This is a genomic window from Hoylesella oralis ATCC 33269, assembly GCF_000185145.2.
Classification (GTDB): domain Bacteria; phylum Bacteroidota; class Bacteroidia; order Bacteroidales; family Bacteroidaceae; genus Prevotella; species Prevotella phocaeensis.
The window spans coordinates 1,024,223-1,039,341 of record NZ_GL833119.1; the positions used below are offsets into that span (position 1 = coordinate 1,024,223).

At 43.9% G+C, this 15,119-nt stretch carries 14 protein-coding genes; 8 read left to right on the forward strand and 6 right to left on the reverse strand.

Features of this window, described 5'->3' with window-relative positions; all coding sequences use genetic code 11:
* Nucleotides 1-295: 295 nt before the first annotated feature.
* A complete protein-coding gene (locus tag HMPREF0663_RS06895) occupies nucleotides 296-3,520 on the reverse strand; it encodes a C10 family peptidase (RefSeq protein WP_004369623.1) in 3,225 nt (1,074 codons plus the stop codon).
* Nucleotides 3,521-3,833: 313 nt separating this feature from the next.
* Here HMPREF0663_RS06895 and HMPREF0663_RS06900 point away from each other — a divergent pair, with 313 nt between their 5' ends.
* The 6 genes from HMPREF0663_RS06900 to rodA all read left to right on the forward strand — a co-directional run bounded on the left by HMPREF0663_RS06900 (nucleotide 3,834) and on the right by rodA (nucleotide 10,295).
* Nucleotides 3,834-4,427, forward strand: coding sequence for a bifunctional phosphoribosylaminoimidazolecarboxamide formyltransferase/IMP cyclohydrolase PurH (locus HMPREF0663_RS06900; protein ID WP_004369624.1), 594 nt, complete (start codon nucleotides 3,834-3,836; stop codon nucleotides 4,425-4,427).
* Nucleotides 4,428-4,572: 145 nt separating this feature from the next.
* Complete coding sequence (locus tag HMPREF0663_RS06905) at nucleotides 4,573-5,595, forward strand: rod shape-determining protein (RefSeq protein ID WP_004369625.1); 1,023 nt, start codon at nucleotides 4,573-4,575, stop codon at nucleotides 5,593-5,595.
* A 7-nt stretch (nucleotides 5,596-5,602) separates the two neighbouring features.
* The gene (gene mreC, locus HMPREF0663_RS06910; RefSeq protein ID WP_004369627.1) at nucleotides 5,603-6,472 is read left to right on the forward strand and encodes a rod shape-determining protein MreC; all 870 of its coding nucleotides are present in this window, start codon (nucleotides 5,603-5,605) and stop codon (nucleotides 6,470-6,472) included.
* 12 nt (nucleotides 6,473-6,484) lie between these two features.
* The gene (gene mreD, locus HMPREF0663_RS06915) at nucleotides 6,485-6,979 is read left to right on the forward strand and encodes a rod shape-determining protein MreD (RefSeq protein WP_004369630.1); all 495 of its coding nucleotides are present in this window, start codon (nucleotides 6,485-6,487) and stop codon (nucleotides 6,977-6,979) included.
* 15 nt (nucleotides 6,980-6,994) lie between these two features.
* On the forward strand, nucleotides 6,995-8,845 hold the full coding sequence (locus HMPREF0663_RS06920; protein ID WP_004369632.1) for a penicillin-binding transpeptidase domain-containing protein: 1,851 nt from the start codon (nucleotides 6,995-6,997) through the stop codon (nucleotides 8,843-8,845).
* Nucleotides 8,826-10,295 (forward strand): rod shape-determining protein RodA, encoded by a 1,470-nt coding sequence (gene rodA, locus HMPREF0663_RS06925; RefSeq protein ID WP_004369633.1) that lies wholly within the window; start codon nucleotides 8,826-8,828, stop codon nucleotides 10,293-10,295. The genes HMPREF0663_RS06920 and rodA overlap by 20 nt, the downstream gene beginning before the upstream one ends.
* Here rodA and HMPREF0663_RS06930 read toward each other — a convergent pair.
* The 5 genes from HMPREF0663_RS06930 to HMPREF0663_RS11540 form a co-directional block, all read right to left on the reverse strand.
* Entirely contained in the window at nucleotides 10,281-10,745 is a 465-nt protein-coding gene (locus HMPREF0663_RS06930; RefSeq protein ID WP_004369635.1) for a gliding motility lipoprotein GldH, read from the reverse strand. The genes rodA and HMPREF0663_RS06930 overlap by 15 nt on opposite strands.
* Nucleotides 10,742-11,971, reverse strand: a complete 1,230-nt coding sequence (locus HMPREF0663_RS06935) for a PSP1 domain-containing protein (protein WP_004369637.1) — start codon at nucleotides 11,969-11,971, stop codon at nucleotides 10,742-10,744. Before HMPREF0663_RS06935 ends, HMPREF0663_RS06930 begins: the two co-directional genes overlap by 4 nt.
* Nucleotides 11,972-12,034: 63 nt before the next feature.
* Nucleotides 12,035-13,162 carry a DNA polymerase III subunit gene (locus tag HMPREF0663_RS06940; RefSeq protein ID WP_004369639.1) on the reverse strand — a complete coding sequence of 376 codons (1,128 nt, stop codon included), beginning with the start codon at nucleotides 13,160-13,162 and terminating at the stop codon, nucleotides 12,035-12,037.
* Nucleotides 13,162-14,118: a methylenetetrahydrofolate reductase [NAD(P)H] gene (gene metF / locus HMPREF0663_RS06945; RefSeq protein WP_004369640.1), complete on the reverse strand. Its 957-nt coding sequence runs from the start codon at nucleotides 14,116-14,118 to the stop codon at nucleotides 13,162-13,164. The genes HMPREF0663_RS06940 and metF overlap by 1 nt, the downstream gene beginning before the upstream one ends.
* Before the next feature lie 213 nt (nucleotides 14,119-14,331).
* Entirely contained in the window at nucleotides 14,332-14,631 is a 300-nt protein-coding gene (locus tag HMPREF0663_RS11540; RefSeq protein ID WP_004369642.1) for a hypothetical protein, read from the reverse strand.
* A gap of 123 nt (nucleotides 14,632-14,754) precedes the next feature.
* On the opposite strand from HMPREF0663_RS11540, the gene HMPREF0663_RS11920 reads away from it, so the two are divergent.
* Both HMPREF0663_RS11920 and HMPREF0663_RS11925 read left to right on the forward strand, forming a co-directional pair.
* Nucleotides 14,755-14,904 (forward strand): hypothetical protein, encoded by a 150-nt coding sequence (locus tag HMPREF0663_RS11920; protein WP_004369643.1) that lies wholly within the window; start codon nucleotides 14,755-14,757, stop codon nucleotides 14,902-14,904.
* A gap of 12 nt (nucleotides 14,905-14,916) precedes the next feature.
* On the forward strand, nucleotides 14,917-15,075 hold the full coding sequence (locus HMPREF0663_RS11925; protein ID WP_004369644.1) for a hypothetical protein: 159 nt from the start codon (nucleotides 14,917-14,919) through the stop codon (nucleotides 15,073-15,075).
* Nucleotides 15,076-15,119: the final 44 nt, after the last annotated feature.

The following is a 15,119-nucleotide window of genomic DNA, read 5'->3' on the forward strand; positions in this document are numbered from 1 at the left end:
TTTCCTCATGTTTTTGTGCTGTGCCTTATAACTAAAAGTATATGATGGCAACTGTCTTTTGTCCGATAGTTATGAATAGGTGAAACGGATGGATGACATAATGGTATTAGAAATATTACCTATAGCTTTTAGAGGTATGGAGTAACAAGTATATATGAGGAAAGAAAGATTAGTTAATCGTTATTGAGATTTGCTTTGTTGCTGTTTTTGCGGTGTAAAAACAGATATGAAAAAGGGAGTCTCGCAACGATGCGAGACTCCACGAAGAATTGTTTGTGAAAAATATTGCAAGTTTTTATTTGGCGTATTTCTTACCGTTGAATATATAAATACCTTTGGGCAGCGATTTCAGAACAGTGGTAATGTTGTATTCTGTTGCTACGGTAACTTTTATGCCGTTTGCGTTATACAGATTCATCTCTTTGTCTTGTCTGTCGGTCTTGATGTCGGTAATGCCTGTAGCTGTTGTTTCGTCGCCGATAATCAGCGCTTTTGCAGTAGCTGCATCCTGATTGTTAGCTACGAAGTATGCATGGAAAGGAGCGATGGTGGCCTTGCTTACAGCCGTAAACTGCCGCCCATCGGCATCGAGCGTATATGCATTATCCAGTGTGTCGGCGATTATCGTCCCCATATATTTATAATCAGTGCTGTAAGTAGATATCCGTTCTGCGGCCACGACCATTGCGTCTGTTGCGCTGAAAGTAATTGTCTGTCCGCTGTGGTTGAATATCTTGCCGTTTTGAGTACCCGCATAAGCAACCATATATGGACGGTTTGCATTCAGTTTATCGGCAAAATTGAAATATACGTGATTATCTTCGGCCGAACTGAATTCTTTCAATACGAGTTCTTTTCCTGTGTCTGTGGCGTTGCGGAACCAGTCTATAGCTTTACCACCGGCCTCTATTGTCTGTGGCGCAAATGGCAGGACGATGGTGCTCCAACCATGGTTAGTGTCTATATTTCCCACTTTATGGGCATAAGATATCTGTTTTGCCGTAAACGATTTGGGGACACAAAGATCGTATGTATCGTCGATCACAATTTTTTCGGCTTCGTTTCCGAAGACTATATTATTGACCTTCTTTTTCATAATCGTTAATACGCGTTTGCTGACGTTTGCATTTTCTTCATAATATACAATGAGATTTTTGTTGTATTCGTCGCCAATGGATATCGTAACCGGTGTGCTTTTGCCCGGAATATCGACAGCTACCATATCTTTTGTTACAGAGAAGCCCGATTGGTTCTTAGCTCCATGCTTTATACCATCGCTTGTCCAATACTGAATACCTGTCCTTACGCAGAAGTCGCCGCAATTTGCAGAACCGCTGTTGTCGCTGTTAGTGTGGAATTTATAGGTACTTCCGATGTTCAAGTTCTTGATTTCGAACACAAGGGTGGTATCTCTACCGGCCTCAAGATTAATGGCTTGGGTTAACTCTCCTCTGATCCAGTAATAACTTCCGGCAAGTTCCCATGGCGCAACCTTAATGTTTCCGATGTAAGGAATGCTGTCTTTATTGAATACCCTTACCTGCATGTTCATTTGGTTGCCATAGATAGTACTCGGATTTGTGGAACTTTCCACATACGAGAGCGGTGTCATCACAATGGCGAGGTTACCTTTAGTAGCTTTGGTAATGGTCTTTGTGGTAGTATAGAAGATATCTTCCTTTTGTTTTGACCTTGAAAGTGCGAGCGTATGTTGGCCGGCTGTTTTGGGCGTGTATTTAAAGAACACCTCTGTGGTCTTGCCTGCAGGCAGGTTTACACAGTTTCCCGATATCCATTTATCGTCTTCTATCAGGTACATCTCGTTGTAGTATTCGCTGGCGTTGTTGGTGATATTCACCTTAACTTTCTGTTCTGTGCCCACGCTGCTATTGCCTATCAGGTCTAAAGAGTTTACCTTTAGATTGAATATTGGGAAAATAGTAAGTGTAAGTTCAGTTTCGTTCTTGATTTCGGCAATGATGTAGTTGGTGTTGAAGTATTTATCTTCCACCCAATCATCCGTTCCGTGTTTACGACTACGCCCTTTTATGTAATATGTACCGTCGGGGAGGCCCGGCCCGAACAAAGTCGTAATGGATCGGGTGGGCCAATATGTGCCCGGTGAAAGGTTGAAACCGGATTCCATTCCGATGTTCTCTTTCACAATATTTCCCTTGGTGTCGTATAATGTGAACGTTGTATCGAAAATATAGCTCTCTCGCATACTTGTGCCGGCGGCATAGGTTATTTTTGGTGTAAAGTAGCTTTTTGCAGACTTTCGCGTATATGTTGTATTATCCAATCGCAGGTCGAAGATACTGATACGTGGCACCTCCTCGTCTGCTACGGCACCGCTTTCAGCCGGTTTAATACCTACAACGATTCCTTGTCCCATAGAGTATCCGTCGGCACTCGAGCTGCCACCGATTCCTTGTTGCCCGGGTGACATGACTGTAAGCAAGAAATAGCCATCGTCGAGGCCTCCCCATCCCCAATTTATATGGTAGTAGCCGTTGCCGTCGTAGCCATCTAAAACGAATTCATGTCCGCCTCCTCCTTCGGAAGTATTGGCATTCATCGCTAATGGACGCCCCGCTGCAAGTTCTGAATAAATTAGGTCTTCCCACTCTTGGTAGGAATAGCTGCTGTGCGACTCATAATGCAGATTAGGATCGAAACCGAAATATTTGATGAATGCTGTGGCGATATGTCCTATGCCTGCTCCCGAAGAAGGGCCGTAACTCATATGTACGGATTGCCCAACATAGCGCATCAATTGGCTGATGGCCTTCTTACTTTCTGCAGAGGAATTGTCATCATAGATATCTGTAATATGCTCCCAATCGAATGTTACCGGTGGAAGAGCGTCGAGTGTATAAAGAGAATCTTCATAAAGATATTTGTAGGAAGGGATTCGGGGAACAGTTGTTACAGGGGTTCTCCAATAGCCGAGAATCTGTGCCATGGCTGTTGCTACGCATCCGGTGGCGCATCTACCTTTATTACCGTTCTTGCTTTTATACTCAGGACAGTCGAGATTATAGGGCTCTCCTTGGTTCCACCGGCATTGCACGAGTATAGGAATAACGTTCTTCGTTATCGATCTGGTTGATGATGCTTTGGCTTGTGAAACCTTTTTCTTACCTGCAGTTTGTCCGCTTTCCATCATTGCTACAGCTGTAGATAGTTCTTTGAACCATTCTTTCATCGGATCAGGAATGTTTCCGGCATCGATTGCCCCCGCATCAGTGTAGCCCAATATGGCTTGTGTACGGTCACTTCCCGAAACAACCACGTAGCCATTATCGGTTCCGACATTAAAAACATAGAAATTGGGATCTTCCATAACGGCAGTTAACTGTGAAGATGTTCCTTTTGCTTTGCCTTTTCTCATGCCATTAGCTGTAGTTGAGGTGAGGAAAGTTTTTGCTTTTTGTTTGGCTTGTTCCTTTGTAATCGGTTTTGCAAATGCAGTAAACTGACAAAGAACCAATACCGCAATGAGTAATTTTGTTTTCATTTAAGATGCATTGGTTAGAAATTGTAATTAGATTTTATTAAAAATAAATATATCGCAAAAGTACGAATTATTTTTCTATTATACAAAAGATTATATGAATATAATGCCTATTTGATGTAGATAAAAATAATATGTAAATGCTTTAAGAAATATAAATATGGTCGGTATTCCATGGAAATATATGCGGTGTTTGGGAATAATCGTTAAGGGTGTGTTATAAATTGTTTCAAACAGAGCATTTTTTTAGCTTATCAAGTGCCTTATTCAAGTGTTTTTAGTAACTTTGCAAACTGAAATTATAAAGTGCGCATTTATGGCTGAAATAAAGAAAATAAAGACAGCACTGATATCGGTCTTTCACAAAGACGGGCTGGAAAGGTTGCTTGCTAAGTTACATGATGAAGGGGTAAAATTTCTTTCTACGGGGGGAACACAACAGTTTGTTGAGTCTTTGGGCTATGAATGTCAGACAGTAGAAAGTGTTACTTCTTATCCTTCCATCCTTGGTGGTCGTGTTAAAACGTTGCATCCGAAGATATTCGGGGGAATTCTTGCACGTCGTGATAATGAAGTCGACCGTAAGCAGATGGAGCAATATGACATTCCAGCCATAGACCTTGTGATAGTAGATCTTTATCCTTTCGAGCAAACGGTAGAAAGTGGAGCTCCAGATGCCGATATTATAGAGAAAATAGATATCGGAGGAATATCGTTGATACGTGCAGGAGCTAAGAATTTTAAAGATGTAGTTATTGTGCCCAGTAGGGCTGAATACGGCATGCTGTTTGATATTCTGAATAAGAACGGTGCACAAACCACGCTTGAAGAACGTAAACTTTTTGCCGGCAGGGCTTTTGGCATAAGCAGCCATTACGATACGGCCATTCATGCTTGGTTTGCTAAATAAATTATGAAATAATGATTGTGGAATAATGAATTATGGTTATTTATTTGCGATAATGTGAATGTTTCTTGATAGAAGCGTGTGTTTCTGTAAGAGTAATCAGCATTTTTTATTCCCAGCTAACAACTAAACAAATAAAATTTAAAAGATGGGATTTTTTTCTTTCATTCAGGAAATTGCAATGGACCTCGGTACGGCAAATACAATTATTATCAGCGATGATAAAATCGTAGTAGACGAGCCATCGGTGGTTGCACTTGACCGTCGTACGGATAAAATGATTGCTGTGGGCGAGAAGGCTAAGATGATGTATGAGAAGACTCATGACAATATTCGTACCATTCGGCCGTTACGTGACGGTGTTATTGCTGACTTTACTGCTTGCGAGCAAATGATGCGCGGACTAATTAAGATGGTTCACAGCGGAAGCCGGCTATTTCCTTCATCTCTTCGTATGGTAATCGGGGTACCATCGGGTAGTACTGAGGTGGAACTACGTGCTGTTCGTGATTCTGCAGAGCATGCCGAAGGTCGCGATGTTTACCTTATATTTGAGCCTATGGCAGCAGCTATCGGTATCGGTATAGACGTTGAAGCGCCTGAAGGCAATATGATTGTTGATATAGGCGGTGGCAGTACCGAGATTGCAGTGATTTCTTTGGGTGGTATTGTGAGCAACAATTCCATTCGCATTGCCGGTGACGACCTTACAGCAGATATTCAGGAATACATGAGTCGACAGCATAATGTGAAGGTAAGTGAACGTATGGCTGAACGGATCAAGATACATGTGGGTTCTGCATTGACCGATTTAGGAGAAGAGGCCCCCGAAGATTATATCGTGCATGGGCCGAACCGCATCACTGCATTGCCTATGGAAGTTCCTGTTTGTTATCAGGAAATTGCCCATTGTCTTGATAAAACCGTAGCTAAAATAGAGAATGCGGTGTTGAGTGCATTAGAGAATACACCTCCGGAACTTTATGCTGATATCGTAAAGAATGGTATATATCTGAGTGGTGGCGGTGCTTTGCTTCGCGGACTTGATAGGCGACTTACCGACAAGATTAACATTCCGTTCCATATTGCAGAAGATCCATTGCATAGTGTAGCAAAAGGTGCCGGCATTGCATTGAAGAATGTAGACCGTTTCTCTTTCTTGATGCGTTAGGTATGCCATGCGAAATCTTTTAGCATTTCTTGCAAAGTATAATCATTGGTTCGTATTTATTGTACTTGAGGTAGCCAGTCTTGTGCTGTTGTTTCGATACAATAGCTATCAAGGCAGTGTGTGGTTTTCATCGGCTAATGTAGTTGCAGGGAAGGTTTATGAGTGGGATTCGCAGATAGAGGCGCTCTTCTCGCTTTCTTCGGTTAATCAGGAATTAACCCAACGTAATCTGTATTTGGAGCGTCAGGTCAACATGTTGTCGGAAAAGTTGCTCGCCATAACGAAAGACTCTGCCGAATTTCGTACGGATAGGACTGATGTAAAAGCCTTTCAGGGGTATCGTCTGATTGATGCAAAGGTTATAAGTAATACACTTAGAGATAAGGACAATCTGATCACGATAGATAAAGGAGCGGCCGATGGAGTAAAGAAAGACATGGGAGTTGCATGCGGTACGGGTGTTGTGGGTATCGTTTATCTCGTGTCGACTCATTATTCTGTAATTATACCGGTACTTAATTCTCAGTCGAATATTAGCTGCACGATTAAAGATCGTGGCTATTTCGGCTACTTACACTGGACAGGCGGGAGTTCTGAAAGGGCTTTTGTCGATGATATTCCGCGGCATGCGCACTTTAAACTCTACGACCAAATCGTAACCAGTGGCTATTCGTCTGTATTTCCTCCGGGTATTTTGGTCGGAAAGATTATGCATGTGTATAATTCTGCCGACGGGTTGTCTTATCGTTTGAATATCGAACTATCGACGAATTTCGGGCGATTGCGTGATGTTTGTGTTATAGATAATACGGAAATGCAGGAGCGTATTGATCTGTTGCGTGCTGCTCAAGATTCGATTAAGGCGAAAGAAAATTAGGGAGTTACGATTATGGAACAGTTTCGAAAGCTATTGTTTTTTATCCTTCTCTTATTGACTCAAGTGCTGGTTCTCAATAGGATACATCTCTTCGATTGTGCTACGCCGATGTTGTATGTATATATCATGCTTCTTTTTCGCAGAAACTATCCACGGTGGGGAATTCTCGTATGGGGATTTACTATTGGACTTTGTATAGATATTTTTTCCAATACCCCGGGGGTGGCAGCAGCTTCGTTGACTCTGCTCGGATTGCTTCAACCATATATATTGATGCTCTTTGTGCAGCGTGATAGTCCTGACGACCTGCAACCTTCAATGAATACGTTGGGTGTGGGCAACTTTATATATTACACAATTATCGTTGTATTACTTTATTGTACGGTGTTCCTTACATTCGAAACATTCAATTTTTTCAATTGGATACAATGGCTTGAGGGCGTAGGCGGTAGCACGGCGATTACTGTAGCCATAATCTTGGTTATAGAAAACTTGCGTAAGGGGTAGTTAGCTTTGTATTGAATGAAAGATTTTGATCTTGGAAATCGTCGCTTTGTGATAGGTGGTGTGGCGCTGGCAATTGTTATCGTCTACATCGTCCGCCTGTTCACGCTCCAACTTCTGAGTGATGATTACAAGAAAAATGCCGACAGTAATGCTTTTCTGAAAAAGATCGAATTTCCATCGCGTGGTATTATGACTGACCGGCACGGTCGGTTGATGGTGTACAACCAGCCTGCTTATGATATAATGGTTGTGATGAGTGAGGAGAGTGGGAGGCTCGATACCACCGAGTTTTGTACCGCTCTCGGTATTACAAAACAATTCTTTATCCAGCGCATGAATGATATCAAGGACCGTAACAAGAACCCCGGATATTCGCGATTTACACAACAAATGTTCATGAGCCAGCTATCGGACAAAGAGTTCAGTGTATTTCGAGAAAAGATGTTTCGCTTTCCCGGGTTTTATGTACAGAAGCGAAGCATCCGTCAGTATCAATATCCATTTGCGGCACATGTACTTGGTGATGTGGCGGAAGTGTCGCCAAGCGATATTGAAGACGATGAATATTATCAGCCCGGCGACTATATAGGGAAGATGGGAGTAGAACGTTTTTACGAAAAACAACTGCGTGGAGAGAAAGGTGTGCAGGTTTTACTTCGTGATGCCCATGGGCGTATTCAGGGTAGTTACCAGAATGGTAAGTTCGATCGTAAGCCCGTACCCGGAAAAGACCTTATACTTAGCATCGATTTACGGCTGCAAGCGCTTGGAGAGAGGCTCATGCAAGGCAAGATTGGCAGCATTGTAGCTATAGAACCTTCTACCGGTGAAGTGCTTTGTATGGTGTCGTCGCCTACTTACAACCCACGTGTAATGGTAGGGCGCAACCGTGGGAAAAATCATATTGCTTTGTCGCGTAATGTGTGGAAGCCTTTATTGAACCGAAGTATAATGGGACAATATCCTCCCGGTTCAACCTTTAAAACCTCTCAGGCGCTTACTTATATGACCGAAGGCATTATTACTCCTCATACCATGTTTACTTGCCATCGTGGTTTCTATTATAAAGGACTGCATGTAGGATGTCATGGGCATGTCTCGCCCTTGGCCTTGGTGGATGCGATAAGTACATCGTGTAATGCTTATTTCTGTTGGGGATTGTACTATATGATGGGCAATCGTCGTAAATATCCCCATGTGCAAGATGCCATGAACCTATGGCGCGACTACATGGTAAGTATGGGATTCGGGTATAAACTCGGTATCGATTTGCCGGGAGAAAAGCGAGGTTTGATACCTAATGCGTCTTTCTACGACCAAGCATATAAAGGCTCATGGAACGGACTTACTGTAATCAGTATAGCTATCGGACAGGGAGAAGTAAACCTTACACCGCTTCAAATTGCTAATTTGGGTGCAACTATTGCCAATAGGGGATATTTCTATGTTCCTCATGTGGTGCGTAAAGTGAAAGGAGAACCGCTCGATACGCTCTTTACCCGCCGTCATTATACTAAGGCCAGCCGCCGTGCATACGATTATGTTGTGGCAGGTATGCGCTCTTCTGTTATCAAAGGAACTTGCAGGGCGGCCAATAGATCGGATTATCTCGTATGCGGGAAGACTGGTACGGCGCAAAACCGTGGGCAAGATCACTCTGTCTTTATGGGATTTGCCCCAATGGATAAGCCTAAAATAGCTGTTGCCGTGTATGTTGAGAATGGTGGGTTCGGTGCCGATTATGGCGTTCCGATCGGCTCGTTGATGATGGAACAATATATTAAAGGTAAGTTGTCGCCCGAGAGTGAGAGGCGTGCGACAGACTTCCAAAGAAGAAGAATTGCTTATGGTCCGAGGAACAGATAGACATAATAGCGTGTTACGTTCGCTCGATTGGTGGACGGTAGGCATCTATCTTGCACTGCTCGTCTTCGGATGGATCAGTGTCTGTGGTGCCAGTTATACGTATGGAGATACCGATATCTTCAGTTTAAGTACGCGGTCGGGTATGCAGATAGTATGGATAGGAACGTCGATTTGCTTGGGTTTTGTATTGTTGATGCTCGACGACAGGTTCTATGATATCTTCGCTTATGTTATCTATATCTTGTTTTTACTTTTGCTTTTCGCCACTATTTTCAATCCTCACGAGATCAAAGGTTCACGTTCTTGGCTTGTTCTCGGTCCGTTGCGTCTGCAACCAGCAGAGTTTGCAAAGTTCGCAACAGCCTTGGCTATTTCCAAATTTATGAGTACTTATAGGTTCGATATACACCAATGGAAGCATTTTGCTACGGCTATCGGTATTGTCATTCTGCCTATGTTGTTCATCGTGGCGCAAAAAGAAACAGGATCGGCACTTGTATATCTGTCGTTTTTCTTAATGTTTTATCGTGAAGGAATGCCCGGGAGTATCCTATTTACCGGTGTGGCCATGATTATTTATTTCGTAGCCGGTATAAAATATGAGGATGTAATGTTGGGGCAGACACCTACTTCTGTCGGAAAATTTATCGTCATGTTGTTGGTACAGGTCTTTACGGCAGGAATGGTATATACATATTGTAAAAATAAAAAACAGACAGTTAAGATGCTTATTTATTGTATCGGAATTACATGCATTGCTTTTCTGTTTTCGCAATTTGTTATACATTTCGATATTGTTTACGTACAAATCTTTCTCTGCATAGCTTTGTTAGTCTATTTACTTTACCAAGGTTTGCGTACCCGGCTTATCAATTATTTCTATATTGCTATGTTTGCGGTAGGCTCTCTGCTATTTTTCTATTCGGCAGATTATGTGCTTAACGATGTTATGGAGCCTCATCAACGTGTTCGTATCAATGTTCTATTAGGTTTAGACGAAGACCTTAGCGGGGCCGGATATAATGTGCATCAAAGTGAGATTGCCATCGGATCGGGCGGACTGCAGGGAAAGGGTTTTCTCAATGGTACACAGACCAAGCTCAAGTTCGTACCGGAACAAGATACAGACTTTATTTTCTGTACGGTAGGAGAGGAAGAAGGTTTTGTTGGTTCGGCTGGAGTATTGTTGCTATTCCTTGCATTGATATTAAGATTAATACACTTGGCCGAGCGGCAGCCGTTCAAGTTCGGGCGCATATATGGATACTGTGTGCTCAGTATTTTCTTATTCCATGTGTTCATTAATGTAGGAATGGTGCTTGGACTTACCCCTGTTATCGGTATTCCGTTGCCATTCTTCAGTTACGGAGGCTCCTCTCTCTGGGGGTTCACACTATTGCTTTTCATCTTTTTAAGAATAGATGCAGGGCGTAATTTAGTACGCAGTTAGCATAAAACCGATGTCACTTATCCCGGGTAGTATTTCGCGTTGCATATCGTGGCGGATGTTTACGTGTATGGAGTCGCCTTGCTTTAAATAGAGTTCGGATACAGGGAAGTTGTATTGATAGTAATTTACACCTTGTCCTTTGGCAATACCATTCTCGTCTATCAGTCTGCAGTTGATGGTATCTATTTTTACTCTTTTGTCGGGATACACGGTTTGTTCTACAATTAACGATAAACGCATGAACGGATAGGCACCGTTAATACGTAATCCTAAATCGGAATGATATCTGCCTTCTTTCGCTATGTGTGATATGTCGAACGACAATGTGTCGTTCTTCTCCCATCCGGCAATAGGGGTATGATTGTATTTATCATACGCTATCTTCTCATTGCAAGCCGAAAGAATTATGAGAATTATTAATGTCAATATCGTGAAATCGACTCTTTTCATGGTTGCTTTCCGGTATTTCCGGCAGGTGTTTGGCCACTTTGTAGCTGCTGTTTAGAAGTGCGATTTACGTTATTTCGTCGGCGATTATTGTTATTCTTACGAGATTGATGTTCCTGATGTTCCTGCGATCTGACATTGTTTTTCCGCTTCTTGTTTTTATCGAAACGACTGATATCTGCACCGGCAAGTAAGTCTATAGGTTTAGACGGCGCTTTCTTCTCGCCATCTGCAAGCAGCGAGAGGGGCTTTTCGCCGGTTTTGTTCAGTTCAATGATTTCGCGTGCACGTGCCACAGAGATGGTTTCGAGATTGGCTGCGAGGTTCTTGTCTGTGGAATATGTAACCGTGCCCGATAAGATGTCGGCCTTGAAGAAGTAGTAGTCGGCGTCTTTGGTCTGTAGTTGTATTTCCTTACTCGGCAGCTTGCGGCTTGCTTCCACATAATCGTCGATCTCGTAGTTAAGGCAGCATTTCAGCTTTGCACACATGCCTGCCAGCTTTTGCGGGTTCATTGAAAGGTCTTGAATGCGGGCTGCATTGGTGCTCACGCTTACGAAATTCTTCATCCAAGTGGCGCAACATAGCTCTCGTCCGCACGGGCCTGTGCCGCCGATACGCCCTGCTTCCTGTCGTGCACCGATCTGCTTCATCTCTATTCTTACATGGAAAGTCTCGGCAAGCACTTTGATCAACTGCCTGAAGTCTACGCGTTCGTCTGCGATGTAGTAGAATATGGCCTTGTTGCCATCACCTTGATACTCCACGTCTCCTATCTTCATCTTCAGTCCGAGGTCTTTTGCAATCTGCCTGCTCTGTATCATTGTGGCATGTTCTCGGCTTTTGGCTTCCTTGTATTTGTCCATATCCACTTGCTTGGCAACGCGGTATATGCGCTTGATTTCGTCGGGAGACTTCAGATTGGCTTTCTTGATTTGAAGTTTTACCAGCGCCCCCGTTAGTGTTACCACACCGATGTCGTGCCCGGGACTGGCCTCTACTGCAACGACATCTCCTTTCTTTAAGTCCAGTCCGTTTACGTTATGATAGTACCCCTTACGGGTATTTTTGAATTGAACTTCTACAAGGTCTGTCGTCAGTGTATTGCCCGGAACATCGGCAAGCCAGTCGTATGTGTTCAGCTGCATATTCTGGCGTCCGCATGCGCAGTGGCATAATCCTCGGTCGCAACCTCGGAATATCTTAAATTTCATGTCTTTATAATCCATAGTTGTATATATATTGTCGGTGCAGTGCTGTCCGTTTATCTGCGGGGCACCTGCTACTCGGTATTATTTTCTGATAAGCAGAACGATCATTTTCAGTGCCAAATCGAAGAATACGATCTTGGCATTTCCGTTCTGTGTGATGTCTCTTTTGCATTTCTGCAATTCTTCCGCAATGTCTATAACGTTGCTCTCGTTGATAAATCTGGCAAAGTTTCTTGAGAAGTTTTCCTCCTCTTGCGTCATATAATTCAGCTCTGGAGTCTTGAAGTTATAGACGAAATTCTCGCGAATCATCCTGCCGAAATAGTCGAGCATGCGCTTTTGTTTCTCGCGTCCGTATGTTGCAACGGTGTCGCTCCATTTCTTCAAATCCTTTATATTGCGCATGTACGACAGTCGCATGAGCATGATGAACATATCCAAGAACATTCTGTTCTCGTTACCCGTATCGAGTGTTTCGAGCGCTTTCAGCCAGCTGCCGTTGGCCACGCGTGCTATTCTGCGGGCAGTTTCTTGCTCTATGCCCCGTTGTTCTATGAGTGCGCGCTCGATATCTTCGTTGCCGATACGCTTCATGTCGATACGTTGCACGCGACTTCTGATGGTATCCAACAGCTTCTCGGGCTCTTCGCACACCATGATGAATACAGTTTGCAGCGGCGGTTCCTCTAATAGTTTCAGCAGTTTGTTGGCACATTCGGCATTCATTCGTTCGGGCAGCCATATCAGACTGACCTTATAGCCGCCCTGACTCGACTTCAAACTTAGCTTGCGTGTCAGTTCATCGCTTTCGGCTGCGTATATCTGTGCCTGCTGATTGGCGGCTTTCATCGCATCAAGCCATTGGTCTATCGTAATGTAAGGGCCTTCGGCAAGCAGTGCATGCCACTCACGGGCAAAGTCGTCGCTTACCATTTTATGGTCGGCAGAAGTTCCTGCGGGACGTATCACGGGGTAAGAGAAGTGCAAGTCGGGGTGTTCCCACCTGCGAAGCATGGCCTCTGCATTGCCTATGGAGCTGTCGTCTTCGCGTTCTCCCAACAGAAATGAGGCGAAAGCTAATGCAAGCGGCAGCTTTCCGCAGCCGTCAGGACCGCAGAACATCATGGCATGAGGCACCCGATGTTCGTGCACCAACTGCAATAAACGCTGCTTAGCCTCTTCTTGACCTATTACTTCGTTGAATTTCATTACATAATCTTGCTTACTATTTCCTTAACTGCATCTGTGGCAGATACAGTATAGAAATGAATAATTCCCACGCCCTTGGCATAGAGTTCCTTGCATTGATGGGTGCTCCATTCTATGCCGAGCGTCTTCGCATCTTCGTCTGTCTTGCATTTCACCACCTCGTTGGCAAGCTCCTGCGGCAGGTCGCAATGGAAAGTTTCGGGCACTATCGAGAGTTGAGATAACTTGGCAAACGGTTTAATGCCCGGAATAATGGGAATAGTGATGCCCATCGTGCGTGCTTTCTCTACGAAATCGAAATACTTCTTGTTATCGTAAAACAACTGGGTTACGGCATATTGTGCTCCTAAGTCTTGCTTTTTCTTCAGGTATTCCATATCCATTTCGATATTGGGTGCCTCTTCGTGCTTCTCCGGATAGCATGCCACCCCATAATTGAAGGGTATTCCCGGGTGCTTCATCGGCGTGCCGTCTATGAAGAAACCCTCGTTGAAACGGTTCACTTGCTTAATCAAATCGGTGGTATGTGCATGCCCTCCATGTGTCGGAACGAAGTGGTTGTCTTCTTTGGCCTTGTCTCCACGCAAGAGCAGCACGTTCTCTATATTCAAAAATTGCAGGTCGAGCAGTTCGTATTCAATCTCTTCTGTGGTGACACCGCTGCATATCACGTGCGGTATCATGGGTATGTTGTACTTGGTCTGTATGGCAGAAGCGATGGCAACCGTGCCCGGCCGGCGACGTATGCGCTGCCGTTCGAACTGTCCGTTGGGCAGTTCTTTATAAACAAATTCGCTATGATGCGTCGTTATATTGATGAAAAGCGGATCATACCCTTTCAATTTATCGATGGTAGAAAACAAGCTACCCGTTCCATTGCCCTTGATCGGGGGGAGTACTTCGAAAGAAAACCGCCTTTTGTCTGTATCTTTGTTAATGATGTCGATAATCCTCATTTATCTTGCAAATAGATGCATACGTTTGCAAAGTTACTAATTTTTTGCAGAATATTATTTTCATTCCCACATTATTTAATATATAGGCATGTTTATCTTTTGCCGACTATTGCGATCGGAGCATACAGCTTGGCGGGGTTTATCGATGATATCGCTGCGTTTTCCATCGCTGTTCCTGAATGTAGTCTGCCCTTTCATCGTCACCGTGTCGGGTTATTGCGGTTTCAATACGGTCTTTTTATATGTGCGTGCCCTTGCTGCCGTTTGTACTTTTCGGGTAGAGTCGTTTTCTTGTTGATAAGGCAGAAGCCGATGAGCCCCATGAGTTTGCGGACCTTCAAGGTGTTGGCATCGTCGGAAAACTGTAAATCTGCCGATTGCAGGGGAATATTTTACTGCGGCAGCAGAATGCTTGAGAAACTGATAGACTGTTACGATTAGTATGATAGTCTGCAGCTTAACCAATGGCTTTTCGAGCGTGAGAAAGATGAAGGCAATACGTTTTTCCGGCATATCTTCCGGCGCAACGATAAAGGAAAGCCGGTTGTATTGCCGTTGCTCATCAACACTATCGAGAACAGCATGTAGGGGTGCAGCAGCTTTTATTACAACGTTTTCGGCTTACTTGTTTGTCAAATGCTGCAAGATGAGGCCGGAAATAACCCCGATAAGTTTGATCTTGACGAGAAGGCTCGCATATTTTGCTGTTATGCCCGCTCTGAATACGTTATGCAAAACAAGTATGAGCGTTTTTTAGACACGGGCGATTGGGGGCGAACTTCGTAGACTTACATTATCATGACCAACTGCGACGGGGTGTATGAGCAAGCGCGTAAACATCGCTTTTGCGGTATCTGTAAGCCGCAGGTAATGGAAGAAGAGGAACAAGAAGGCATGGAACTGCCCCCTGAAGATGATGATGAAATGGAACGGAGGGAAAAAATAAAAGTCGAGTAGGATATGGATAGGTGGTGCGAATGGGTAGTAGGTGTGTGGAAAAT

Bases quoted from the DNA above. Each gene is read 5' to 3' on its own strand.
- HMPREF0663_RS06895 (WP_004369623.1), bottom strand. From the start codon at position 3,520: ATGAAAACAAAATTACTCATTGCGGTATTGGTTCTTTGTCAGTTTACT.
- HMPREF0663_RS06900 (WP_004369624.1), top strand. From the start codon at position 3,834: ATGGCTGAAATAAAGAAAATAAAGACAGCACTGATATCGGTCTTTCAC.
- HMPREF0663_RS06905 (WP_004369625.1), top strand. From the start codon at position 4,573: ATGGGATTTTTTTCTTTCATTCAGGAAATTGCAATGGACCTCGGTACG.
- mreC (WP_004369627.1), top strand. From the start codon at position 5,603: ATGCGAAATCTTTTAGCATTTCTTGCAAAGTATAATCATTGGTTCGTA.
- mreD (WP_004369630.1), top strand. From the start codon at position 6,485: ATGGAACAGTTTCGAAAGCTATTGTTTTTTATCCTTCTCTTATTGACT.
- HMPREF0663_RS06920 (WP_004369632.1), top strand. From the start codon at position 6,995: ATGAAAGATTTTGATCTTGGAAATCGTCGCTTTGTGATAGGTGGTGTG.
- rodA (WP_004369633.1), top strand. From the start codon at position 8,826: ATGGTCCGAGGAACAGATAGACATAATAGCGTGTTACGTTCGCTCGAT.
- HMPREF0663_RS06930 (WP_004369635.1), bottom strand. From the start codon at position 10,745: ATGAAAAGAGTCGATTTCACGATATTGACATTAATAATTCTCATAATT.
- HMPREF0663_RS06935 (WP_004369637.1), bottom strand. From the start codon at position 11,971: ATGGATTATAAAGACATGAAATTTAAGATATTCCGAGGTTGCGACCGA.
- HMPREF0663_RS06940 (WP_004369639.1), bottom strand. From the start codon at position 13,162: ATGAAATTCAACGAAGTAATAGGTCAAGAAGAGGCTAAGCAGCGTTTA.
- metF (WP_004369640.1), bottom strand. From the start codon at position 14,118: ATGAGGATTATCGACATCATTAACAAAGATACAGACAAAAGGCGGTTT.
- HMPREF0663_RS11540 (WP_004369642.1), bottom strand. From the start codon at position 14,631: ATGCCGGAAAAACGTATTGCCTTCATCTTTCTCACGCTCGAAAAGCCA.
- HMPREF0663_RS11920 (WP_004369643.1), top strand. From the start codon at position 14,755: ATGCTGCAAGATGAGGCCGGAAATAACCCCGATAAGTTTGATCTTGAC.
- HMPREF0663_RS11925 (WP_004369644.1), top strand. From the start codon at position 14,917: ATGACCAACTGCGACGGGGTGTATGAGCAAGCGCGTAAACATCGCTTT.